We start from the raw sequence: 24,365 nt of genomic DNA, 5'->3' as shown, positions 1-24,365 counted from the left end.
AAAAATTATCTTTGGTTTTGAAATGGTATTCTATCTAAAAGTTGTCGCTAGTCTGATTGGTACTAGAGTCAAACAGGCCATTTTCGATCCTAACTCATTCCCATGAAGCACCGTTCTTGTTTCCCTTTGTTCGCCTTGGCAATCCTTCTATTGTTTGCAGGCCGTGTTTTTGCATTTGCCCCGATAGGGCAACCGGATGAAAGGCAAAATACAGATTCGATTAGGGGCAAGGTCATTATCCTGGATCCCGGTCATGGCGGCACGGCCGATACGGATTCTTACCGCGTGGGGCCTACCGGTGAGCGGGAAGAATGGGTGAACTTGCGGGTTGCTTTGTACCTTAAGGATATGCTGGAAGAAGTGGGAGCAGCGGTTTTGCTTACCCGGACCGAAGATGTTTTTGTGCCGCTGGAGGAGCGAAGCCAACTGGCCAGAAAAAAGGAAGCAGACCTCTTTATTTCCATTCATCACAATGCCACAGCAGATCCTTCGGTGAATTTCCCCATTGTCTACTTTCACGGCTCGGCTACCGAAAACATGGGCAGCACACATTTGGGAAAAAAAATAGCCAGTTCATTGCGCAAGCATTTGTTTAAAGGGAAGGGTCCCTATAGCCTGGTATCTGACTACACCATTTTTTCCAAATCAGGAGCCAGCGTTTTGCGGGGCACTTACGAGATTCCGGCGGTAATTGGGGAAGCTACATTTTTCACTCATCCCAAGGAAGAACGAAGGTTAAAGCGGGAATCGTACAACCGCAAGGAAGCCCTTGCCTATTTTGAAGCGATTTCGGCATATTTCTCGGAAATTCCCTTCCCCATTCTGGAAAAACAACTGCCTTTAGAAATCCCTCCTTTTGAGGTGCTTCAGGAAGCAGAGAGAATGCGCCCGGAAGCCCTGCAATGGAAGGAAAATTTTCAGGAGGCCAAACGCCTGTACGAGACAGGTAGTCCCGAAAATAAGGAGCATGCCCTAAGCTTACTGGATCTTAGTGTAAGATCGTTTCCCGATTCCTACCTGGCACGGGATTGCCACCTCCTTCGCGCTACTATTCTGGAAGAGCAGGGCAAACTGGGTGAAGCTGCCATGGAATTAAAAAGGGTGCAGGCTTATTATCCTGCGAATTAGGAAGTTCTGTTTTTTAATTCTTCATCCAATTGAACCAAAACTGTCTCCAGGACGGTATTGGTCTCCATGATTAAGGGAGACAGTTTTTCAGGCTGCGGCTGATTTTCAGCCAGCTCCTCTATCTCCCGGATAATGGGACGTAGGATTTCAATTTTGATGTTGTCGATACTGGGCTTAATCTGGTGGGCCAGGTTTTTGATTTCGTCAAAGTCTTTCTGATCAAAAGCCGTATTCAGGCCGGATATGGTGATTTTTGCTTGTTCGATGAAAAGTTTAATCATTTCGACGATAAAATCGTCACTCCCTCCGCTAATCTCCTCCAAATTAATCAAATCGTAGAGTTTTCCCTGGTTGTTTTCCATTATCAGTTAGGTCGAATGTTGCCACAAATATACCATTTGTATTGGTTTTACCGAATGTCGGAATTTCATCTTTTTTCGAGGCAAGGAAAGAAATTTTGGCTTAAATTGCGGCCGTTAAAAAAAATATGCACGCTATAAATTTTGTTCATGTCAGATTTGAATCACTATTCAAAGATTGCCAGTGAGTTAGGTATTCGGGAAAAACAGGTCAGCAGTACGGCAGCTTTGCTGGATGAGGGAGCCACGGTGCCGTTTATTTCCAGGTATCGGAAGGAAGTTACGGGAACCCTGGACGAAGTACAGGTTGCGGCTGTCCGGGACCGATTGCAGCAACTGAGGGATCTGGAAAAAAGAAAGGAAGCCATCATCAAGTCCATTGAGGAACAAGGTAAATTGACAGCGGAGCTGACCAAAAAAATCGCCGCAGCAGAAACCATGTCTTTGCTAGAGGATATTTACCTACCCTACAAGCCCAAACGAAGAACCAAAGGAACAGTGGCAAAGGAAAAAGGTCTGGAACCCTTGGCCCAACTCATTTATTCGCAGGAAAATCCATCTCCGGAAGCCGTAGCCCAATCCTATGTGGATGCTGAAAAGGGAGTGAATTCTACTGAAGAGGCCCTACAGGGCGCCAGGGACATCATAGCTGAATGGATCAACGAGGATGCTGAGGTTAGAAAGCAATTGCGTCACTTGTTTATCGAAGAAGGGAAATTTGTCTCGAAAGTGATACCTGGAAAAGAACAGGAAGCAATAAAGTATTCTGATTATTTCGATTGGGAAGAGCCCATTAAAACCGCTCCATCCCATAGGATATTGGCCATGCGACGTGGTGAGAAAGAGCTGTTTTTGATGCTGGATACCGGTCCTGAAGAAAACCAGGCCTTGCTTTTGATTGAAAAGAAGGTGTTGAAGGGCAACAATTCAAGTACCGAGCAGGTAAGACTGGCTGTGAAAGATGGATACAAACGGCTGCTGAAGCCTTCTATGGAAACGGAAGTCAGGGTATTTGCCAAAAAGAAGGCGGATGAAGCGGCCATAAAGGTATTTGCAGAGAACCTAAGACAACTGTTGCTCGCCTCCCCCTTGGGGGAAAAGGCCGTACTGGCCATTGATCCGGGCTTTCGAACCGGTTGTAAAGTGGTATGCCTGGGACGACAAGGGCAATTCCTTCAGAACGAGACCATTTACCCCAATGAGCCACAGAAGAAAACCATGGAGTCCGGTGCCCTGGTAAAGTACATGGTGGAAAAGCATGCCATTGAGGCAATAGCCATTGGAAATGGAACGGCAAGCCGGGAAACAGAAGCCTTTATCAACAGTCTGGGCTTGCCCAAAGAGGTACTCGTGGTAATGGTCAATGAGAGTGGTGCTTCTATCTACTCGGCCTCCGAGGTAGCCCGGGAAGAGTTTCCAGATTTTGACCTTACGGTTCGGGGGGCAGTCTCTATTGGAAGGAGATTGATGGATCCCCTGGCCGAGTTGGTGAAAATTGATGCCAAGTCCATAGGGGTAGGTCAATACCAGCACGATGTGGATCAAAATGCCTTGAAAAACTCGCTGGATGATACGGTTATGAGCTGTGTGAATGGCGTGGGAGTGGAGGTAAATACGGCTTCAAAGCAATTGCTAACCTATGTGTCCGGACTCGGCCCCTCTTTGGCACAACATATCGTAGCATACCGCAATGAGAACGGTCCGTTTAAAAGCAGGGAGGAAATTAAAAAAGTACCCCGATTGGGAGAAAAGGCGTTTGAACAAGCAGCCGGTTTTCTCCGGATTCGGAACGGCCTGAATCCTCTCGATGGCAGTGCCGTCCATCCGGAACGGTACGGACTGATCAAGCTGATGGCAGATGATATGGGAGTTTCGGTCAGCACGCTATTAAAAGACGATCAACTTGTCCAAAAGATACCCCTGGAAAAATACGTAGGAGATGAAGTAGGTCTGCCTACGCTAAAGGATATTTTGGAGGAACTCGGAAAACCCGGCCGAGATCCGAGGAATAAATTTGAGGTCTTTCAATTTGAGGAAGGTATTAATGAAATCAAGGATCTGAAGGTAGGCATGGAACTGCCCGGGATTGTCACCAACATTACCCAGTTTGGTGCCTTTGTGGATGTAGGCGTGCATCAGGACGGATTAGTGCATCTGAGTCAACTTGCAGACCGCTTTATCAAGGACCCCAATGAAGTGGTGTCGGTGAATCAAAAAGTGAAGGTAACGGTAATGGAGGTGGATATAGCCCGCAAGCGAATTGGGCTTAGTATGAAAGCCGACCCGTTTGGAAAATCACCCCAGCAGGGAAAGCGGGATAAGCCTTCTGGTAAAAAACGGGCTAACAAGCCCCAGGCGAAAGATAGTATGGAGGATAAACTTGCCCTTTTAAAACAGAAATTTGGAAAATAGTTTTTTCTGGGTCCAAACACTCGTATAGACGGACTTTTCGGAAAAACCAATGAATGAAACAGGTAAAAATCAAAACAGTCAAAGGATTAGGCTTACGTAACAATACCTGCCCGATTAGTGCTGATTTTAGTTAAAGTTTATACCCATGATCGGAATAACCAGATCATGGGTATTTTTATACCTAGCTACCATTTAATCAGAGTATTGGCCGATTTTTGCTTTGCTGTTAACCTGGATATTTTTTTCAGCGTAATTACGGAACGTAATTTTGTTAAATTTTATAATTGCAAAATTTAAATCTAATATGTGTTTAAAAATAAGGTTTGATTTAAAAATTACCCCAAAAAATATTTTCAAACATTAATTTTACTAAAATAGGTTTGTTATAGGACTGATTAATCTAATAATAATAATTAATTTTTAATTATAGGATTTAAAAATATCCTTGATACTGAATATAGGTGGCTTTAGTTTAAAAATTAAAATTGGTTATAAATATAAAAAATAATCAAATAGGTTGTAAAAAAAATTATTAAAATATATTTTATAGTACTAAAATAATATATTAATATAATAAACAAATAATTTTTAATTCTTTCGTTTATCCTGGATTTTTGAAAATTAATTCGGTAAATTTTTCTTATTCGAATTCCTGCTTTATATTGACAACGAATTTAAAAATGAAGGGTTTATTTTAACCATATAATTCATTTTTTTATTCAAAATCCCGAAATAGCCCTTCTGATACACCCAAAAATCAACCACTTGGGACAACCGGAGAAAAAACCGGTTTTAATCTTCACTTATAACCATTAACAACATGATTAAAAAATTTACTCACGCAAAGGAAAGGAGTATCGGTATTGTTACCCGTCTTTTCCTCGGATTGATGATCCTTACGGGGTCAGTGCTATTTAATCCGCTCGTTGCACAGGAGCGGTCGGTATCTGGAACGGTAATTGACGAAAATGAGCAGCCTATTCCAGGGGCTAGTGTGCTGGTTAAAGGAACCACCAAAGGAGCAGCCACGGATATCAATGGAGAGTTTTCCCTTTCATTGTCGGGTTCGGAGGATGTACTGGAAGTTTCCTTTATCGGTTATGATAAAAAGGAGATTAAGGTAGGGAATCAGAGCGAATTGACTATTTCCCTATCGCCAGACGAAACGGCTTTATCTGAGGTGGTAGTTACTGCCTTCGGAATGGAACGCGAAAAGAAGGCGCTAGGCTACACTACGCAGGCGGTTGAGGGTAGCCAGATAGCTGATGCCCGCCAGCCGAATATTGCCAATAACTTGTCCGGTCGTATTGCCGGTGTTCAGATCAATAGTAATTCCATGCCTGGTAGCGGTTCTCACATCGTTATCCGGGGTTCTTCTTCCGTGGCTGGGAACAACCAGCCGCTGGTAGTATTGGATGGGGTACCCTTAGACCAAACTTCCAGTAGAAGATATGGGGGAGGTTTGTCTGAAATCAATCCGGACAACATTAAAGAAATAAATGTACTGAAAGGCGCTACCGCTGCGGCGTTATATGGTTCCAGAGCGGCGAATGGCGTGATCATGGTGACCACCAAGGACGGGTCTGGTAGTAAGGGAATTGGTGTGGAGTTGAACACCAACATGACCTTTGACAGGCCTTTGGTAGAACCTGGTTTACAAAACATTTACGGCGGTGGTATCGGGTACAGAACCTGGTACGTAGACGGAAGAAACGGTTTTGATGCCGATGGAATCCGGGGTACAGCCGGTGTAGATGAAAGCTGGGGTCAGCCAATGGACGGATCATTGGTTCCGTTATGGTACAGTGCTCCCGGCAGAGAGCCGCTATTACCGCAGCCAGATAATTTTCAGCAGTTTTGGGAGACCGGCAGAAGCATGACGAATAATGTCGCAGTATCCGGCGCAAATGAATCTGGTAATTTCAGGCTGTCCATGGGAAGGCTGGATCAAACCAGTATCATGTATAACAACAATTACTACCGAAATAACTTCAAACTTAACGCTGGTTATAATTTTACAGATAAGTTAAGTTTTACGGTCAGTGCGGAGTATGTAAAATCCGGATCCGACAACCGACGGTATACAGCAAGTTCAGATTTTATTTGGTCGCATCGGCATACTGATTTCGACAAGCTGAGAAATTGGGAGCAGTACTACGATATTCAGCGAGAGACCTTCCGGCCTGGCGATGACTACCCGTATGCTAACTGGCAGCACGAATATTTTACCAATCCTTATTTTCTACAGGACCGGTACACGAATGCAAATGAAAAAGACCGGCTCGTGGGAAATATTGCGGCCAATTATAAATTTTCCGATGAGCTTAGCATCATGCTCCGTTCCGGAACCGATTTCTGGTCCGATAGCCGAACAAATGTAACTAGTGTAGAAAGAACGAAAAACTTTGTCCGGATTCTGGGAGCCTATACCGATACCCAGATGACCAGCCAGGAAACCAACAGTGATATCATCCTGACCTACAACAAAACACTGGACAATGGATTTTCCTTGAATTTCCAAGGCGGGGCTATCAATAGAACCAACAATTATCAAACGACTGCAGTAAATGTCCGGGAACTTACGATCGATGGCTTGTACAACCTGGGCAACTATGCCAGTCCGGTGGTTCCTTCCAGCGAAATCAGGAAGCAGGTAGTGAATAGCGTGTTTGGTTCAGCTCAGTTTGGTTATGCCAATTCCATCTTCCTGGACGTGACCGGAAGAAATGACTGGTCCAGTACTTTGCCTACTGGTGGTAATTCTTTCTTCTACCCTTCAGTGGCCCTGAGTGCGGTTCTGACAGATCTGTTTAACGTGCAGAGCAATGTCCTTTCATTTGCCAAGGTTAGAGCTAGTTTGGCGCAAGTAGGTAACGATGCCGATCCTTACCTTTTGAATCAGGTATTTGCCTCTCAGGGCTTATGGGCAGGGACTACGCCTATGTATGCCGCTTCAGATGAAATCGCTAACCGAAATTTGAAGCCTGAAATTACGACAGGTCAGGAAGTAGGACTTGATTTACGCTTTCTGAATGGACGAATAGGGCTTGACTTTACCTATTACCATCAGTCCACTACCAATCAGATTTTGGCAGTAGCCATATCCCGTGCTTCCGGTTATGAAAGTCAGATTCTTAATGCCGGAGAAATCACCAACCAAGGTGTAGAACTAATGCTTACAGCCGGAATTCTTCAAAATACCGGCGGGCTTAACTGGGATGTTTCGATGAATTTTGCCCGAAACAGAAACCTGGTAGTAGAACTGGCTGAGGGCCTTGAAAATTACACCCTTGGAAGTCAGAATAGCTTAACCTCTGAGGCCAGAATAGGTCAGCCTTATGGCACATTGTACGGTAGACGATACCAAAGGTCACCAGAAGGAGAAATAGTCTATAGCAACGGATTACCTCAATTAGAAGCTGGAACGTTCCAATTGGGGAATATTCAGCCTGACTGGATTGGCGGGCTATCCAATACATTTACTTACCGGGGTTTCTCCTTTGGTTCGTTGATCGATGTTCGCATGGGTGGAGACCTGTTTGATGTGGGTACTGGACTGGCCAGAAAGACAGGTCAATACGTAGAGACGGCTATCGGAAGAGAAGAAGGAGTGATTGGACAAGGTGTAATGAATGTAGGTACTGAAGAAAGCCCCGCTTACGTGCCTAATGACGTAATCGTGGGAGCGCAGCCTTTCTGGAACGCACAAAACCCCCGAACATACCACGAAGCAGGTATTTTTGATGGATCATTTGTAAAGTTGAGGGAATTGTCCCTAGGCTACAGCCTTCCGCAGACCTTGCTTGCCAATACTTTTCTGGAGAGTGTAAGACTATCCGTGGTGGGCAGAAATTTGGCCATTCTATTTAGAAATCATCCTCATCTGGACCCTGAATTCGATGGTAAAGGCGGCAACGCGCAGGGATTTGGTTACGGTGAAATGCCTTCCACCCGAAATATCGGATTTAACCTGAATGTTAGCTTTTAAGTAGATTCCAACTTGCTAAAGATTAAAAACATGAAAAAATTTAAAATACTACCCTATACCTTATTACTCGGGCTCTTCCTTATAGCAGGCTCTTGTACAGAGGAATTCGAAGAAATCAATACCGATCCAAACAACCCGGTGACCATATCACCGGCCCTTTTGTTACCCAATGCCATTCAGGTATCGGTGGATAGGTATTGGGGACACAGCACCCGGTTTCAACGGTTAAACATCGATGCAGCCATGTGCTGGATTCAGCATTTGGCTCGGAATATCTACATTAACGCCGAGGGAGATACCTACGAAATTCCGATTACGGTTTCTTCCGGAACATGGGATAACCTCTATAACAGTTCCCTTGTCAACCTGGAGCAAGTCATTGAACTTGCAGGAGAAGGAGGAGAATTTGAGAATCGAAATTACGAAGGGATTGCCATGGTAATGAAGGCATTTACCTTTTCTTACCTAACCGATGCATTTGGCCCCATTCCTTACTCAGAAGCACTTAAAGGAGCCGCAGAGGAGCCTGTTAACTCCCCAAAATACGACTCCATGGAAGAGGTGTATGCGGGTATGTTGGCCGATCTTGAGCTCGCCAACGAAAAGCTATCTGTCAATGGCCCGGTGGTAAATGGAGACATCATGTTTGATGGGGATATTCTGAGATGGAAAAAGTTTGCCAATTCATTGCGAATTAAACTGGCCAACCGTCAGGCTGCTAAAAAGCCAGCTGAATCCAGGGCAATCATGCAGGAAATTCTTTCTTCTCCCGAAACCTATCCCATTTTTACAGGAAATGATGATTATGCAGAATTGATCCATGCAAACGTTATCGGTAGTAGAAATAAGATGTTTGATGTATTTTCCACCCGTTCAGATTGGAATATCAGTACCACATTGGTGGATAAGTTATTGGAACTGGATGATGATCGTATTTCGGTGTACGCCTTGCCCTTGAGCGATGGAACCTATAAAGGCTTACCCAATGGATTGACAGATGCGGCAGCCTCTACTATTTCGGCTTCTACCATCGGACAGAAATTCCTGGATCCGGAAGCTCCCAGTATTTTGATGACCTATTCTGAGTTGATGTTTATCCTTGCGGAGGCGGCTATAGATGGAGATATTACCGGTGATTACATGGAATATTTCGAAAAAGGTGTAAGTGGTTCGTTTGCGCAACATGGATTGGAAATGCCTGCCGACTATGTGGGTAGATTGGGTTCGGTTGATAAAGAAACCATCATGACACAAAAATGGATTGCGCTCTTTGGACAGGGAATTGAAGCCTGGACCGAATACAGGAGAACCGGTCTTCCTCAGATGCCTACACCTGATCCAAATGCTATATTTGTAAATGAAGGTGTTTTGCCTACACGTATTGAGTACCCGCCATCTGAATATTCGCTGAACATGGATAATCTACAGGGCGGTATCCAAATGCTGGGCGGAGAAGATAATATGCGTAGTGAATTATGGTGGAAGGAATAAGGAAATCCGCTCTCTCAATGAAGCAATTTTTGCAAACAGACATTTTCAAATTCAATTGAAATTATACCATGAAAAAATTAATTAATAAGTTAACTATACTAGGGGTAGTGATCGCTGTTTTCTCTTGCGTAGAGGCAGAGGATTTGGCTACTCCAAACGTGGCCGCACCGGTCTTGGTGGTGTTGGAAGGGAACGAATTTGATGCCGCCACAGGCGTGGCAGTTGCCGGTTCGTTTTACGAATTGGACAAAAGCGGTATTCTCGACCGGAATATAGGTATTGATTCCATTCCTGTCTCAGGTCTTGAAGTAACGGTTTTTATGGACCAAACCAATGAAATTGGTACGCTCACCACGGATAGCCAGGGTAAAATACTATTTGAAAATCCCTGGTCCTCGCTTGGTTTATCTGAACCAAGTTCCGGATCACAAATCCGTCTTGAATTTGCGGGCACTCACAATGATATTGCCTTCCGGAAGTTTCACAATGTACGTGTAAGGTAGTAGTAATAAGATAAGCGAAATCAGAAAGGGACAAGATTCCTTGGGTAAGGGATGTTTTGTTTGGAATAATTTTCTCTGCTGCTATACTCCGGATAGAAGTAGAAGATAAGCTCCATGACAAAACATCCCTTTTTATTTCTATAAAAAACGATCACCACTAACAACCAAATCAAAAAAAGATGACAAATTTAAACAGACGAAATTGGCTGAAATCCAGCCTTACGATGACAGCCGGTCTCATGACCATGGGCTATGCAGGTGCCGGTACGGAAGAGGAAGCCATCTCTTCCTTTCTTCCAAAAAAAGAGCGATATGCGAGATTGACTTCTAACGAAAATCCCTTTGGACCATCCGCTTCTGCTAAAAAGGCACTGAAAGAAGCTATTGATGATGCCTTTTTATATCCCAGAGAATACAGGCAGAAATTGGTAAGTCTGATAGCTCAGGAAGAAGGCGTAACAGAAGACCATATCTTACTGGGAGCAGGTTCAAGTGAACTGCTGCACGCCACCGCCAGAGTGTACGGAGGTGCCAATGGCAAAGTGGTATCCGCTAACCCTACTTATACCTCCCTGGTAAGGTCTGCCGAATACATGGGCTCCGAGTGGATCAAAGTTCCCCTTGACAAGAACTTTGATCACGACCTGTCTACCATGGAATACAAGGTAAAACCGGACGTCTCCCTGGTCTATCTGGTCAACCCCAACAATCCTACTGGAAAGATTATGACTGGAGAAGAGATTATTGGTTTTTGTGATACCGTATCGGATAAGGTTCCCGTATTTGTAGATGAGGCTTATTGGGATTACATGGAAAACCCGAAAGGGTCCACCACTACGGCTTGCATTAAGAAAGGTAAAAATGTGATTGTCGCCCGGACATTTTCAAAAGTGCATGCCTTTGCAGGACTACGAGTGGGGTACTGCATTGCCCAGCCGGAGGTAATCAAAGAAATAGCTAAAGAAGGACCAAGAAACAGCCTGAGTGGCCCTTCCATGAGTGCAGCCACCGCTAGTCTGGTAGATCAGGAGTTCATTAAGTATTCTGTAAAAATGAATAATGAAGGGAAAAAATTCGTGTATGATGTACTGGAAAAAACCGGACACGATTATTTTCCTTCTCACACCAATTTCATTCTTTTTCCTATTGCCATGGATAGCGACGACTTCAAAAAGAAGATGCTCGCTAAAGGAGTTGGGATAAAAAGTATGAATGTAGCAGGGCAGAATTATTGCCGGGTAAGTATGGGTAAAATGGATGACCTGGAAATGTTTGCCGACGCATTTAAGCAGGTTACGTCGACAAAAATAAATCAATCTTAGTTTATAACGTGCAATAGAATTGTAATCAGATTATTACACTGGTAAAAATCGGCTTGTTTCAGGCCGGTTTTTTTTGCGTTTTGTCCTGAAGCAAAAAAAAGCAGCTTTTCACCTGAAAAGCTGCTTTCTGTAGTTAGCAGAGGTTAATCTGATCACATTTTTAAATTAATTGTTAGTGGTTTATTTTTTTATGAGGAATGGGTTTCCTTCTCTAATGCTGGTTCGTATTCTATCAATTTGAACCACTTTAAAAGCGGCTTGATAATCCCTAATCCCAATAAGACGAAACCGACTGAAAACAGCGTTGTGGGGGAAGTGAATATTTCCCCGAAAGAAAACACTGCCAGCATGATCACCGTAGTAAATGGTAGTGAGCAAGCCAGGATATTTACCGCCAATTCCATATCAAAGGTCTTATTCCTTTTCTTTTCACTTTCCTGCTCCAGGGCCGTAACGGAGGCCATGTGTGCAAAGGGCCAGAAGCTGATGGCACTTTGTGGGAATACCACCAGGACCAAAATGGCAGCATAGGATAATTGTGGTGCAAAGATCAAAACAATACCGCTCAGCAAGAAGGTAAGCCCGGAACGGATCATTAATAGACCTGCAATTTTCCTAATTTGCTTCCAATTGAACACCACTGCTATTCCGATGAAAATTAATACCAATGGAGTCATCAGGTTGCTTAGGGTACTGATGGCAGTAGCAATGAATACCGGGAGGTTTTCAAGATGAATACCCACACTGATTAAAATGAGCGCGAGGATAATAACCATATTAATAGGTTCATTTACCAGACTCAATAACAGCGACTTAATTTTATCTTTGTTTCCGGTTTTTATATCCTTATTGATTTTAAAATACCAACTCATTGCGATCATATAGGCGATCACCAGCACAAATACTTTGTTTCCAATGTCAGCCAGTGCTCCCCAGGCGAGTGCATCGTCTCCCAGATATTCGATAAGGAATGGAAAGCAGGATAGCCCGGGTGCGAGCGATGGAAAGAGTAGCAAATAGGTTCGATACGAAGCCGAATCCTTTTCGATGCCGAAGAGTGGCAGGGTATATTTAAGGATGAAGTATAATAGGAAGTTAAATGAAATGGCCATTATGGGAAGAGCCAACAAATCCCATTGTACCTCGGCTTTGAGCAATGCTACAAATATAATTGCCGGTAAAGCCACTGTTAGGATTAACGTTTTAAGCCCTTTCTGCTGGGCAGGATCTTTCAGCTTTTTTCTCAGTAAAAACCCGATAACCAATAGCAATAGCAGAGAAAGCGTCTTTTGGACAGCTAAGTTCATATGAATAAATAATCAGTTTGTTAGTGAAGGTAAAGTGGGTGGTTATTTGGGGCTTATTGCTAATCGCAGGATCAGGTTGTCACCGTTTTCAGCGCATTGCTAAACAGCTTCATCTCATCCATGGTACCCATACTTACCCTACACCAGGGCTGGTCGGCGATGGAGTATACACGGATTCCGACACCTTGATCCATCATTTTTCCGGCAAATGCTTTGCCTTCCTCTTGGATAGGGAAAATCATAAAACTGGTGTGAGAAGGAATCGGATCGAATCCCATAGACTTTACCTGCTCTAAGGTATACGCTTTCGATTCTGCATTCCATTTTCTGCAGGAAGCAAGAAATTTCTCATCTTTGATGCTGGCGATGGCACCTTTCAGGGAAGTCACACATAACCCCATTGTACCTCTAACCATGCTGGTGATGGATTTAATACGCTCTTCGGTAGCTACCAGGTATCCTACCCGCAAACCTGCCATTCCGTGAATTTTGGAAAAGGTTCTGGCCACCATGACATCATGTCCCTGAGAAACCAGGTTTACCATGGTGTGATCCTCAGGCTTGTCCATAAATTCCAAATAGGCTTCGTCCACAAATATGGGACGCTTTTTTGAAGCGCTTTTACAAAATGCTTTTAAATCTTCCGGGTCGGTGATGGCACCCATTGGATTATTGGGGTTACATACATAGAGAAGCTTGGTTTCGGAATCGATGGCTGCTTCCATGCCGTCCAGGTCATGGGAATAATCCATTTTCAGTGGAACCGCCTTCCACTCACCTCCCATGGCCTTTGCGGTATTGACAAGGGACATGTAGGAAGGATCAGCTGAAACCACATTTCCACCATCTTTACATAAAACAATGGCCGTTTTTTCCAACATATCGGTGGATCCGGGACCAAGCATGATGTTTTCAGGTTTAACGCCCTCTTTTTCCGCCAACATACCTATTAGATAGGCTGCATCGGAATGACCGTACCTATTTCCGAGGCTGATGGATTCAGCGATGGCTTTCTGTACACTTGGTGAAGGGCCAAAAGGATTTTCATTGGCCAAAAGCCTGGCCTTCATCTTCACATCTTTGTAAATGGGGTTCATTTCCCATAACATGCTTTCACTGCTCCAGTTTTTCCCGGAGACTACATTTGTCTTAGCATGTAAGTTTCCGGTAATCAATGGCAGGGATCCTAAACCTAGCACGCTGGTCTTAAGCCAGTCCCTTCTGTTAAAATTTTTCATAAGTTCTCTCTTGTAAAGTGGTTAATTATTTTGGTATAAATTTAACCCAAATTTGAATGAAAAAAAATTTAATGGATAAAAATAGGTGTAAAAAATAGCCATGGTTATTATTATGTGTATAAAAAAAATTCAAACAGGGTAAAAAAATACCCTATTAATAAATTATCAGTAGTTTAGTCAAGCGAGATGGAGGTGCTACTTGCTTTTTTGACTTCCCTTGTTAATTGCGTAACTGTTTTTCTCCCCGGTCTGAAAGCAACCTTAACCGGCTTGGCTATTCCGCCATCCCATCCTAATTGGGCAGGAATGATAAAAAAGGCAATTTTTATTTGTTTATAAAAATAACATTTTTACTTTTACAAAGGATGATTTAATAAACAATATAATGAGAGAATCAGAAAACATTCAGTTTACAGCTAAAAAGTTGTCCTCTGGGAATCTGCAGGTAAAATTTTACATCCAACATGCTATTAAGCCCAGTTACGGGTATTTATTAATTGAGGCAGGTTGCTCAGAGGAAGAGATCCGCAGTGAAATAAAAGCTCGTCTGGCTCGCCGGGAGGATTCAAGAATGGACCTGCTGCGATTCACCTTTAAAAATCAGTGGAAAGATGACCACCAATTTTACCTCTATTCTGCATGAATTGTTTACCCGGAAATTTACGGTTTTTACGGAAGAAAGCAGGCATGACGCAAGGGCAGCTGGCGGAGAAAATCGGCGTCCAACGGAGCATGATTTCAGCTTATGAAGATGGACGATCCGATCCCAAACTGGCGGCACTAGAGGTGATGGCTACCGTTTTTGATATTGTCATCGACGAACTTCTTTTTTGGGATATCGAAAGTAAGGGCAGAAAGTATTTACAGCAGCATCAACTTAAAATCCTGACCGTAACCCTGGACGAGCAGGAGGAAGAGTGGATCAGCATGGTCGGAGCGAAAGCCTCTGCCGGCTATTTAAACGGTTATGCCGATCCCGAATACATGGAAAACCTTCCAAATTTCAGACTTCCAAACCTCTCCAAAGATAAAACCTACCGCGCGTTTGAAATAAGTGGGGACAGCATGCTTCCTTTGACACCAGGAACCCTAATTATCGGATCCTACCTGGAGCATGGGATGGAGGTAAAAAACGGGAAGACCTATGTGTTGGTCACCAAAAATGAAGGAATAGTCTATAAGCGGGTATTTAATTACATCACCGAACAAGGCAAACTATTCGTAGTATCGGATAATGATCGGTATAAGCCCTACAACATCCCCATCGAGGAGGTACTTGAAATATGGGAAGCAAAAGCCTTTGTAAGTGCCGATTTTCCAGATCCTTCTTCCGGACCACTTACGATCGAAGATCTGGGTAAAATGATCCGGGAGGTACAGGAAGATATTCGGAAAATTTCAGGGAAGTGATTCGGTGTCTCATCGATTAATCCTTTACTAATGACCTGAATTCTTCCCGAATTTGCGCTTTTGCATCAAATTCAGGATCAATATTGATGATGCCGCTATCAAAATCGTGCCAGTAACCATCTCCACAGTCAAGGTAGGTTCCTTCATTTTCGGGTTCCTCTTCTTTAGCAGTATCGTAATCGTAGTCCGGGATAAAAATCAAAGAGGCAATTTTTCTTCCTTCTTCCCAGTCCAGTGTTCCGGTTTGCTGGTTTATGTTAGTCTCCACCTTTCTGATCGAAAATTTGAATAATAATTCTACGAATAACCCCTTTTCCGGGCCAATTTCTTTAAAACGCAGGCATAGGGGAGCCTCTTTTTTGCTAACCTCATAAATGGCCTGGATGTAATCCTGGCAGCAGAGGTACCATTCTTCCTGATTAAGCGGAATGTCGCGGGTGATTTTGCCATGGATGTCCTTGGCCAGTAATTTGATACCCCCTTTTTCACCCAGGGATTTTTGGTTAGACCACTTGGAAGAGGCATATAATTTTTTGAATACATGCTCCCACAAATTGGGAATCTCACCCGTAAACCGGTAATCGTCCTCAAAGGTAAATCCCTCATCTGTAATTTCTTCCGGAGTCATATCCTCTCTGCCCGTATATTGAATATCAAATTGGGTATTGACGAAATTCTTACCGAAGGATAATTTTAACTTAAAGACATGACTAAATGGCGGAGGGACCTCACCGGTTTGGTATTCTACTTCCAGCCGGGTGATGTCATCGGATTTTAAATGCATGGTGGTTTTTTTAAAAACAAGCCACAAAATTAATGCTTATTCATTATTTGCAAGGTTTAAAATAGCAATTTCAATCTGGAAAACCTGAAATAGTTGGATAGGGAGCCTTTTTTTTCCAGAAATGTCATGAATATTTTCGAATTTTGCAGCTATGATGCAGTACAACTCGCTTTCCGATTCCCGCACTAATGAGCAGATCGCCCAGGAACTCTATCAAAACGGCTGGTCCATAACGGATCAATACATTTCCGAAAATTTCAGAAAAGAATTACTGGAGGAGCAGCAGGATTTGATGTACCATGGACAATTTCGGCATGCCGGGGTGGGAAAGGGTGAATCATTTTCCATCCAACCTGAAATCAGAAGTGATAAAGTGATGTGGATGGATGAAGGGCAATTGACTCCCCTACAACAGGCTTACTGGGATCGTTTGGAAAATTTACGACTTGCCATTAACCAGCGCTGTTATCTGGGGCTCCGATCTTTTGAGGCTCATTTTGCTATGTATCCTCCGGGTTCCTTTTACCTCAGGCACCTCGATCAATTCCAATCGGTGAGCTACCGGAAAGTTACCGTGATTCTATACTTGAATGAACGGTGGGAAGCATCGGATGAAGGGGCCCTTCGAATGTATTTTACGGCAGAAAATGGAGTGGAAACGTATCGCGATGTTTTGCCTGTTGGGGGAAGACTGGTCACGTTCCTTAGCGGGGAAATACCTCATGAGGTGTTGCCTACGAAGAAGGAGCGGATCAGTATTACGGGTTGGTTCAAGGACAGTTAAAAGTACCTGTGAACTAATGGGAATCATCCTTCTCGTTCATTTCCCGCATACGCATGGGCATTGCATCGATGGTGCCAAAAAGCTCCTCCCAATCGATTTTGGACTGTTCTCTGCGGAGTTTGGTTCCTCCGTCTTTTCCGATGAGGACATAGCAGTCCTTTTTGCTGCCCAAGGTATGTTTTGCTCTCAATTGTTCGATGTATTCGGTGGCAAAGGAGAATTCACTGTTGGTTTTTAGCGAATCTCCAAAGACAAAATAAACCATATCCCTTTCCTCCATTTCGCCTTGCAAGGTGTCGTTCTCGGGTATGAATTGGTTTTCGGAATTGGCCCCAACGGGAAATACCAATAAAACGCGGTTTTTCCAACGCAAATCCTCTAAGGTAATCTGATCAATCGTACTCATAAACGCCAGAAGAAGGATTGGGATAAGGGATATTTTCATGAACAATTTTTATTGAATCTCTTGATATAACACCTACAGCCGGACAATGGTTTGACCCTGTTTCGATTAGAAGAAAAAAAAGAGGTCCTTGAACTCTCGGAATTAGCTGATAGCGGCTCCGGGAGGAGTCGGCTCGTCGGGACGTAAAAGCCTGTAATTACCTTTATCGTCGGCGGCCATCAGGATCATGCCTTCGGAATCAATTCCGGCCATTTTTTTAGGGGCGAGGTTAAGTAACATGGTCACCTGTTTTCCGACCAACTCTTCTGGTGTAAATTGTTCTGCCACTCCACTCAATACTGTCTTTTTTCCCAACCCGGTATCAACCGACAATTGGAGTAGTTTTTTAGATTTTTTCACTTTCTGGGCTTCCAAAATGGTAACCACTCGTAAATCCAGCTTGGCAAAATCCTCAAATGGAATGAGTGGCTTTACGGGATCTGCCTGAAAAGGAGTTGCTTCGTTTTGCTTCTTGCTATCTTCCAGTTTTTTGATTTGGGCCGTCACCGTCTGGTCTTCGATTTTCTGAAAGAGTAATTCCGGATTTTGAATGGGGTCGCCCGCTTTCAAAAGATCCATGTGTCCTGCATCAGACCAATTCAAGGCCTTCAGCCCCAGCATTTTTTTGATTTTTTCGGCCGTGAATGGTAAAAAGGGTGCCGAAATAATCGATAAATTGGCGGCTATATTTAAAGCAACCGACAGGATGGTACCGGTCCGATCGGCATCCACTTTAATGGTTTTCCAGGGTTCGGTGTCGGCCAGGTACTTGTTTCCGGTGCGCGCAAAATCCATCATATAGGCGAGCGCTTCTCTAAACCGGTATTTTTCCAGTGAATTCGAAATTTTATTCGGATATTCCTTCAATACAGCTAACACCTCCTGATCTATTGGTTGTAAATCATGGCGAGCAGGTACGTTGCCGTCAGAATATTTGTGGGTGAGCACCACTGCCCGATTTATAAAATTACCATAAATGGCTACCAGTTCATTATTATTCCTCGCCTGAAAATCCTTCCAGGTAAAGTCATTGTCCTTGGTTTCCGGGGCATTGGCTGTCAGGACATAGCGAAGCACGTCCTCTTGTCCAGGAAATTCTTCCAGGTACTCATGCAGCCATACCGCCCAATTTCTGGAGGTGGAAATTTTCTGACCCTCCAGATTTAAAAATTCATTGGCAGGAACATTATCCGGCAGAATGAAATCCCCGTGCGTCTTAAGAATGGCAGGAAACGTTATGCAATGGAATACGATATTATCTTTACCTATAAAATGTACCAATTTGGTATCCGCATCTTTCCAGTAGGGTTCCCAATCCACCCCTTTTTCTTTAGCCCATTCCTTAGTGGATGAAATGTATCCGATGGGAGCATCAAACCAAACATACAACACCTTGCCCTCCGCTTCCGGTAAAGGTACCGGAATCCCCCAATCCATGTCCCGGGTCATGGACCGGGCCTGCAGCCCTTCCCCTGCTTCCAGCCAACTTCTACATTGGCCCAAAACATTGTTTTTCCAATCCTTGGCATGCTCCTCCAGGATCCATTTTTTCAGGAAGGGAGTATACTTACCCAAATCCAAAAACCAATGTTTGGTCATTCTAAGCACAGGAGTATTGCCGCTAAGTTTGGATTTAGGCTGAATCAGTTCGGTAGGGCTTAGAGAAGAGCCGCACTTCTCGCACTGGTCTCCATAGGCTTCGCTGTAGCCGCATTGCGGACAGGTGCCCTCTATGTAGCGATCGGCCAGAAACTGCCCGGCTTCTTCATCGTAATATTGCTCGGTTTCCTGAACCACAAATTCTCCTTTGTCATACAGGTCTTTAAAAAGTTGCCCGGCCGTTTCGTGGTGAACAGGAGACGAGGTCCTGGCATAATGGTCGAAGCTGATTCCAAATTTTTTAAAACTTTCCTTCATAATACCATGGTAGCGGTCGACCACTTCCTGAGGACTGATTCCTTCATTTTTAGCCTTAATGGTGATGGCTACTCCATGTTCGTCAGAACCGCAGACGTAGGCTACGTCTTTGTTTTGTAATCGGAGGTAGCGAACGTAGATATCGGAAGGAATGTAGCAGCCGGCCAAATGACCGATGTGCAAGGGGCCATTGGCATAGGGTAGGGCAGATGTAATGGTATATCTCTTAAAGTTTTTCTCGCTCATAGCGCACAAAGATAGGGAAATTAGGTTTTGAGTGAAACATGCCGGCACAATAATCCGGCCCGCAAATCCGGACTAAGGTTACGGCAATCGGATCCCTTAGTTTTTACCAAAGGGTACGGTGAGTCCCAGCCAGGGAACAGCGATGATGGTATCCAAACCCGGAGCAAGGGGCAAAAACAATCCGTAATCCAGCCCGATTCGTTTGATGATTCTTCGTCCTCCTGCCGATATGATCCCTATGGTTTTGTCTCCTGCTGCTATAAAGTAGTTTTCGGTCAAAATATAGCCGCGTGGACCGGTGCGGATCATCCCTGCTACCGACAGGGTAGGGGCATTGGCTATGGAACCTCCTGCAAAGGCCCAGCCCAGCCCCACCGTAAGGTTCTTGTCTCTGGACCCGAAAGTAGAAAGGCCATAGAGCATGCCAAAGCCTCCATCATCCAGGCCCGTAATCGTTCCTGCCAGAGCTCCTGCCCCCAGATTGATTTTATCTTTTACGACGGGAAAAGAAACTTTAGGAGTAATCCACACCGGGGTCTGTGCTCCGGCAAATAGGAATAGCGGCACCACGCCACCTCCTATCGAAAAATTATCCGTGATGCCGGTGGCTACCTGATTGAAAAAGATCCACACATTTTGATAGTAGGATTCCCCCTTTTTTAGTCCATATCCATTGGGAATCCAATAGTACCGCGTGGCCTGGGGATTGGAAGACCAAAATGCTCCGTTTACCGTTTTGCCTGTTTCCATACCACTTATCCTCACAATATCAGACCGGAATAAGGTAATTTCTCCAAGATTTTGTGTACGGAGGATGATTTTTACCTCATCTTCCGCAACGATAGTACCCAGATACTCATTTCCATCCTTTGTTTGCACCCACAGCCTTTGGATTTCTTCCGATTGGGCATGCAGGTCCTGAGCCCCAAGCATAAAAGTAAGGAAAGCCAAGGCCAGGGCGGTCCCATTAAGACAATATTTCAGGAAGGAAAGCAGTGCATGCATCAGAATCAATCATTAAAATATGTAACATGAGAGAACTTATACCTATCACCAAAACTTCTTCAAAATACAATTATAAAATGAAGTTTGGCAGAATTTATAAGAAATAAAATTCTTCAAATTTTTGGTTAGAATTGATTTGATAAATTAAAAGATAGGGAAAATTATATTTTTTTATATTTAATACTGATTTAGCTGGATAAGTGGATTGAAATCAATTTTGGCGGCATAAATTTTTGGCAGGTATTTTTGTTTTTTACGTAAAATATTTTCTATATTTCAAAATCTTTAAGAATAAGTAAAGAGAAAGTTAATCAATGCAACTGGGATTTAGTCAGTTGGCATTGGTAAAATTAACAAAACCTATAACCTAAACATTATGCAAAAATACAAGTACATTTTGAAGAAATCTTTTTCATAGTTTCTGACTTCCCCTTACGGGATTTTTAAAAGACCATCCAACAACGTTATTAACTTAATATAGACCCTTGTTTAGGGCCTTGGAGTTGTTATGTGTTGGTTATTTAGATGCACATGTTTTGATTTAAACGAATTCGAGCCTACTTGAGGCAGACAGGCATGACGCAATCGACACACAGCGGGATGCCCCGATAGCTATCGGGGAAAACATGCGAGATTCTCCCGATTTAGGATCGGGACAGGTTATCCCGACCTTTGGTGCAGGACAAGTTATAACCTGCTGAACGATGTTTATTAAAATTTGGAATAAAAACCATAACCTAAACAATTCAATTAAATCCAAAATTATGTTTAAATTTTACAAAAAGGTAAGTTTGATACTCTTGCTTACCTGTCTGGTCAGCTCCGCTGTGCTGGCGCAGCAAAGCGTCTCCGGATTCGTTTATGATGAGTTCGGTGACGGATTACCGGGTGTTACGGTGTTGGTAAAAGGTACCTCTACCGGCACGGCAACAGATTTAGATGGGAATTTTTCCTTAGATGTTCCCAGTAGCGAAAGTGTTTTGGTATTTTCTTTCGTAGGCTATCGGTCTGCGGAACAGGTGGTTGGAAACCGCAGTGAAATTACCATTACCATGGATCCTGATGAGCAAACCCTTTCGGAGTTAGTGGTAACTGGCTATACAATCGATCAAAGGAGGGAGACAACCGGTGCAATTTCGATTGTGGATCCCAAAGACCTTACGGTGGTTCCCACCGGTAACGTGGAGCAAACGCTACAGGGAAGGATCGCTGGTGTGAATGTGGTTACTAATGGACAACCTGGTACGACCTCCCAGGTCCGGATAAGGGGATTTGGAGCCTTTGGTGGTAACGAACCCCTCTATATTGTGGATGGTTTGCCAGTAGGCTCTACTGACTTCCTTAATCCTGACGATATCGAATCCACCACGGTCCTGAAAGATGCGGCGGCTGCTTCTATTTATGGAGCAAGGGCAGCTAATGGGGTAATTATTTACACCACCAAACGAGGAAAAAAAGGTGCCCAGAAATTAAGGGTGGACTATAATGGTATGTATGGTTTTACCGATCCGGGGCCCGGATTTGATATGATGAATCCCCAGGATTTTGCAGAATACACCTGGTTGGCAGAAACGAATACCGCAGCCATTCAGGAAAGGGAGCCCAATTACGATCACCCGCAGTTTGGTTCCGGTCCCTCTCCGGTAATTCCCTATTATATAAATGTAGGAGGTGCTTCAGGCGTAGCCGGACCTTTGTCTGCCGAAGAAATAGAAGAGCAAAGGGCTCTTTATAACATAGATCCCCGACAGGGAGCGATTCACCAACTGGTGAGATCGAATCCGGAAGGCACCGACTGGTATGCTGCCATCACCCGCAGGGCACCCATTCACCGCCACTCCTTGGGTTTTTATGGAGGAGGAGAAGGTAGCCGATTCTACATTGGTCTGGGAATACAAGAACAAGCGGGCATTATGACTGGCAACAATTTCAAAAGATATTCTTTGAGGGCCAATACCGAATTTGATGTTACCCCAAAATTAAGAATAGGACAAAATTTTCAGGCCACTTACCGACAGGTACTTGGGCAATCCGGCGGCGCAGGTGGTCAAGGGGTCGCCAGTGGAGAAAATGATTTTAACCTTTCTTACCGAATGCCTACCATTATTCCGATTCGCGATGAATTTGGAGGCTATGCAGGTACGGCTGCCAGGGGATTCAATAACCCTAGGAACCCGGTAGCGAACCGCGAAGGATTGCTAAACAACCGTAGTTTTAATGCCGAAGCATTCGGAAACGTTTACCTGGAGTACGATATTCTGGAAGACCTTACTTTTCGATCTTCTTTGGGAGGAAGGTACAACAATTATTATTACTGGAATTACAACAGGTTACAATACGAAAATTCGGAAAACAATTCTGCCTTTGGGTATAGTGAAGGTTCAGGATTTAACCTGAGTTGGACATTTACCAACACCATGACCTATAAAAAGACGTTTGGTCTACACAATATTGATCTTATAGCAGGTCAGGAAGCCCTGAATACCGGGGTGGGCAGGTTTAATAACATGGTGGGCCAGAATCCATTTTCTGAGGATATTAACTTTGTAAACATGTCTAACGTGCCGGTGAATACCCGGCAGGTTAACAGTGGCTTGTTTAATGGCGTCAATTTTCTTTCGTATTTTGGAAGGGCCAACTATATCTATAATGATAAGTACATAGTAAGTGCCGTTTTGAGACGGGATGGGTCCTCTCGTTTTGGAGCCAACACCCGTTTTGGTGTTTTTCCTGCCTTTTCAGCCGCATGGCGAATTTCCGCAGAACCTTTTATGGCAGGTGCTACCTGGATGGATGACGTAAAAATCCGAGGTGGCTGGGGCCAAATGGGTAACTCCAATAATGTGGATCCGGATAACCAATTTTCTCTTTTTGGAGGTAATATAGGTGCTTCATCTTATGATATCACCGGTTCAAGTTCTTCTGCTACCATCGGTTTCAGAAGGTCCCGCTTGGGTAATCCAAATGCAAGGTGGGAGACGGCCGTAACCCAAAATATTGGTTTTGATGGTACTTTCTTTGGAGGCAAATTGGACGTTATTGCGGATGCATGGCAAAAGGATACAAGAGATTTATTGTTTAGGGTACCTGTTCCATTGACAGCCGGGTTCAATGCCACGCCGCCATTGGTGAACATTGGAGAGATGTTGAACAAAGGGATTGATTTTCAGGTGATGACCAGAGGCACGCTTTCGGGTGATCTTACCTATGAGTGGGTGGTCAACGGTGGATTTTTGCACAACGAAATCAAATCATTGGCTGGGGATTTACAGTTTATTACGGATGTAAACCCTGGATACAGGGGGATTTTTCCGATCAGGAATCAGGTGGGAAGGCCACTTTCTGCCTTCTTTGGTTATGAGGTGGAAGGCCTTTTCAGAGATTCCGGAGATGTCGAAGGTCACGCCAATCAGGAAGGTGCCGCCCCAGGCAGGTTCAAATTCCGTGATCTCAACGGTGATGGGGAGATAGATGCAGATGACAGGACTTACCTGGGCAGTCCGGTTCCCAAGTTTACTGGGGGTACTAATTTCACCATTGGTTATAAAAACTTTGACTTGTCGGCCTATTTCTATACGTCTATAGGTAATAAAATATGGAATCAGTCCAGGTGGTTTACCGATTTCTACCAGACTTTCGAAGGTGCAGGTATTTCCAACAGGCTGAAAGATTCCTGGACACCGGATAACCTGGATGCTGAAATCCCTGTGGTAGAAAAAACCGCCAACTTCAGTACCAGTAACAACGGTTCTTCTTTCTATGTAGAAGATGGATCCTACCTGAGGTTACAGAACCTGACCATTGGTTATACCATGCCGGCTCCCTTGTTGGAAAGGTTGAATATGGAGCGTTTGAGGGTATTTGCATCCGCCAACAACTTGTTTACCCTAACCGGATATTCTGGCTTGGATCCCATGGTAGGAGGTAATGCTGACCTTACCTTCGGTATAGATGTGGGTAACTATCCATTGACCAGGGGGTATACTTTCGGTGTAAACCTCAGCTTCTGATCAAGCAACCTTTTTA

The 24,365-nt window shown here is 44.0% G+C and carries 17 protein-coding genes; 10 read left to right on the top strand and 7 right to left on the bottom strand.

Annotated elements, in window-relative coordinates; all coding sequences use genetic code 11:
• The first annotated feature begins 102 nt into the window (after positions 1–102).
• Positions 103–1,128: an N-acetylmuramoyl-L-alanine amidase gene (locus tag GJQ68_RS04920; RefSeq protein WP_162416174.1), complete on the top strand. Its 1,026-nt coding sequence runs from the start codon at positions 103–105 to the stop codon at positions 1,126–1,128.
• Here the strand turns inward: GJQ68_RS04920 and GJQ68_RS04915 are convergent.
• A complete protein-coding gene (locus GJQ68_RS04915) occupies positions 1,125–1,490 on the bottom strand; it encodes an Hpt domain-containing protein (protein ID WP_162416173.1) in 366 nt (121 codons plus the stop codon). The genes GJQ68_RS04920 and GJQ68_RS04915 overlap by 4 nt on opposite strands.
• 147 nt (positions 1,491–1,637) lie before the next feature.
• On the opposite strand from GJQ68_RS04915, the gene GJQ68_RS04910 reads away from it, so the two are divergent.
• From GJQ68_RS04910 to GJQ68_RS04890, 5 genes are all read left to right on the top strand, one after another.
• Complete coding sequence (locus tag GJQ68_RS04910; RefSeq protein WP_162416172.1) at positions 1,638–3,899, top strand: Tex family protein; 2,262 nt, start codon at positions 1,638–1,640, stop codon at positions 3,897–3,899.
• Between the two features lie 820 nt (positions 3,900–4,719).
• Positions 4,720–7,887, top strand: a complete 3,168-nt coding sequence (locus tag GJQ68_RS04905; RefSeq protein WP_202927873.1) for a SusC/RagA family TonB-linked outer membrane protein — start codon at positions 4,720–4,722, stop codon at positions 7,885–7,887.
• 30 nt (positions 7,888–7,917) lie between these two features.
• Positions 7,918–9,378: a SusD/RagB family nutrient-binding outer membrane lipoprotein gene (locus tag GJQ68_RS04900; protein WP_162416171.1), complete on the top strand. Its 1,461-nt coding sequence runs from the start codon at positions 7,918–7,920 to the stop codon at positions 9,376–9,378.
• A 68-nt stretch (positions 9,379–9,446) separates the two neighbouring features.
• Positions 9,447–9,881 carry a hypothetical protein gene (locus tag GJQ68_RS04895; RefSeq protein ID WP_162416170.1) on the top strand — a complete coding sequence of 145 codons (435 nt, stop codon included), beginning with the start codon at positions 9,447–9,449 and terminating at the stop codon, positions 9,879–9,881.
• A 179-nt stretch (positions 9,882–10,060) separates the two neighbouring features.
• Positions 10,061–11,203, top strand: coding sequence for a pyridoxal phosphate-dependent aminotransferase (locus tag GJQ68_RS04890; protein ID WP_162416169.1), 1,143 nt, complete (start codon positions 10,061–10,063; stop codon positions 11,201–11,203).
• A 188-nt stretch (positions 11,204–11,391) separates the two neighbouring features.
• On the opposite strand, the gene GJQ68_RS04885 is transcribed toward GJQ68_RS04890, so the two are convergent.
• Complete coding sequence (locus GJQ68_RS04885; RefSeq protein WP_162416168.1) at positions 11,392–12,510, bottom strand: AEC family transporter; 1,119 nt, start codon at positions 12,508–12,510, stop codon at positions 11,392–11,394.
• A 71-nt stretch (positions 12,511–12,581) separates the two neighbouring features.
• A complete protein-coding gene (locus GJQ68_RS04880) occupies positions 12,582–13,748 on the bottom strand; it encodes a pyridoxal phosphate-dependent aminotransferase (RefSeq protein ID WP_162416167.1) in 1,167 nt (388 codons plus the stop codon).
• A gap of 385 nt (positions 13,749–14,133) precedes the next feature.
• Here GJQ68_RS04880 and GJQ68_RS04875 point away from each other — a divergent pair, with 385 nt between their 5' ends.
• Positions 14,134–14,391 carry a hypothetical protein gene (locus GJQ68_RS04875; RefSeq protein ID WP_162416166.1) on the top strand — a complete coding sequence of 86 codons (258 nt, stop codon included), beginning with the start codon at positions 14,134–14,136 and terminating at the stop codon, positions 14,389–14,391.
• On the top strand, positions 14,388–15,158 hold the full coding sequence (locus tag GJQ68_RS04870) for a LexA family transcriptional regulator (RefSeq protein WP_162416165.1): 771 nt from the start codon (positions 14,388–14,390) through the stop codon (positions 15,156–15,158). The genes GJQ68_RS04875 and GJQ68_RS04870 overlap by 4 nt, the downstream gene beginning before the upstream one ends.
• 16 nt (positions 15,159–15,174) lie before the next feature.
• On the opposite strand, the gene GJQ68_RS04865 is transcribed toward GJQ68_RS04870, so the two are convergent.
• Positions 15,175–15,942, bottom strand: coding sequence for a hypothetical protein (locus GJQ68_RS04865; protein ID WP_162416164.1), 768 nt, complete (start codon positions 15,940–15,942; stop codon positions 15,175–15,177).
• A 151-nt stretch (positions 15,943–16,093) separates the two neighbouring features.
• On the opposite strand from GJQ68_RS04865, the gene GJQ68_RS04860 reads away from it, so the two are divergent.
• Entirely contained in the window at positions 16,094–16,726 is a 633-nt protein-coding gene (locus GJQ68_RS04860) for a 2OG-Fe(II) oxygenase (protein WP_235941094.1), read from the top strand.
• Positions 16,727–16,739: 13 nt separating this feature from the next.
• Here the strand turns inward: GJQ68_RS04860 and GJQ68_RS04855 are convergent, their stop codons facing one another.
• The 3 genes from GJQ68_RS04855 to GJQ68_RS04845 form a co-directional block, all read right to left on the bottom strand.
• Complete coding sequence (locus GJQ68_RS04855; RefSeq protein WP_162416163.1) at positions 16,740–17,171, bottom strand: DUF4174 domain-containing protein; 432 nt, start codon at positions 17,169–17,171, stop codon at positions 16,740–16,742.
• A gap of 102 nt (positions 17,172–17,273) precedes the next feature.
• On the bottom strand, positions 17,274–19,334 hold the full coding sequence (gene metG / locus GJQ68_RS04850; RefSeq protein WP_162416162.1) for a methionine--tRNA ligase: 2,061 nt from the start codon (positions 19,332–19,334) through the stop codon (positions 17,274–17,276).
• A gap of 96 nt (positions 19,335–19,430) precedes the next feature.
• Entirely contained in the window at positions 19,431–20,339 is a 909-nt protein-coding gene (locus tag GJQ68_RS04845; RefSeq protein WP_162416161.1) for a hypothetical protein, read from the bottom strand.
• 764 nt (positions 20,340–21,103) lie between these two features.
• On the opposite strand from GJQ68_RS04845, the gene GJQ68_RS04840 reads away from it, so the two are divergent.
• Positions 21,104–24,349, top strand: a complete 3,246-nt coding sequence (locus GJQ68_RS04840; protein WP_162416160.1) for a SusC/RagA family TonB-linked outer membrane protein — start codon at positions 21,104–21,106, stop codon at positions 24,347–24,349.
• Positions 24,350–24,365 lie beyond the last annotated feature (16 nt).

It is taken from the genome of Cyclobacterium roseum (assembly GCF_010119225.1).
Classification (GTDB): Bacteria; Bacteroidota; Bacteroidia; order Cytophagales; family Cyclobacteriaceae; genus Cyclobacterium; species Cyclobacterium roseum.
This window is presented reverse-complemented; position numbering and strand designations above follow the sequence as displayed.

What these genes read in the sequence shown, in the direction of transcription:
- GJQ68_RS04920 (WP_162416174.1), top strand. Translation starts at nt 103, where the DNA reads ATGAAGCACCGTTCTTGTTTCCCTTTGTTCGCCTTGGCAATCCTTCTA.
- GJQ68_RS04915 (WP_162416173.1), bottom strand. Translation starts at nt 1,490, where the DNA reads ATGGAAAACAACCAGGGAAAACTCTACGATTTGATTAATTTGGAGGAG.
- GJQ68_RS04910 (WP_162416172.1), top strand. Translation starts at nt 1,638, where the DNA reads ATGTCAGATTTGAATCACTATTCAAAGATTGCCAGTGAGTTAGGTATT.
- GJQ68_RS04905 (WP_202927873.1), top strand. Translation starts at nt 4,720, where the DNA reads ATGATTAAAAAATTTACTCACGCAAAGGAAAGGAGTATCGGTATTGTT.
- GJQ68_RS04900 (WP_162416171.1), top strand. Translation starts at nt 7,918, where the DNA reads ATGAAAAAATTTAAAATACTACCCTATACCTTATTACTCGGGCTCTTC.
- GJQ68_RS04895 (WP_162416170.1), top strand. Translation starts at nt 9,447, where the DNA reads ATGAAAAAATTAATTAATAAGTTAACTATACTAGGGGTAGTGATCGCT.
- GJQ68_RS04890 (WP_162416169.1), top strand. Translation starts at nt 10,061, where the DNA reads ATGACAAATTTAAACAGACGAAATTGGCTGAAATCCAGCCTTACGATG.
- GJQ68_RS04885 (WP_162416168.1), bottom strand. Translation starts at nt 12,510, where the DNA reads ATGAACTTAGCTGTCCAAAAGACGCTTTCTCTGCTATTGCTATTGGTT.
- GJQ68_RS04880 (WP_162416167.1), bottom strand. Translation starts at nt 13,748, where the DNA reads ATGAAAAATTTTAACAGAAGGGACTGGCTTAAGACCAGCGTGCTAGGT.
- GJQ68_RS04875 (WP_162416166.1), top strand. Translation starts at nt 14,134, where the DNA reads ATGAGAGAATCAGAAAACATTCAGTTTACAGCTAAAAAGTTGTCCTCT.
- GJQ68_RS04870 (WP_162416165.1), top strand. Translation starts at nt 14,388, where the DNA reads ATGAATTGTTTACCCGGAAATTTACGGTTTTTACGGAAGAAAGCAGGC.
- GJQ68_RS04865 (WP_162416164.1), bottom strand. Translation starts at nt 15,942, where the DNA reads ATGCATTTAAAATCCGATGACATCACCCGGCTGGAAGTAGAATACCAA.
- GJQ68_RS04860 (WP_235941094.1), top strand. Translation starts at nt 16,094, where the DNA reads ATGATGCAGTACAACTCGCTTTCCGATTCCCGCACTAATGAGCAGATC.
- GJQ68_RS04855 (WP_162416163.1), bottom strand. Translation starts at nt 17,171, where the DNA reads ATGAAAATATCCCTTATCCCAATCCTTCTTCTGGCGTTTATGAGTACG.
- metG (WP_162416162.1), bottom strand. Translation starts at nt 19,334, where the DNA reads ATGAGCGAGAAAAACTTTAAGAGATATACCATTACATCTGCCCTACCC.
- GJQ68_RS04845 (WP_162416161.1), bottom strand. Translation starts at nt 20,339, where the DNA reads ATGCATGCACTGCTTTCCTTCCTGAAATATTGTCTTAATGGGACCGCC.
- GJQ68_RS04840 (WP_162416160.1), top strand. Translation starts at nt 21,104, where the DNA reads ATGTTTAAATTTTACAAAAAGGTAAGTTTGATACTCTTGCTTACCTGT.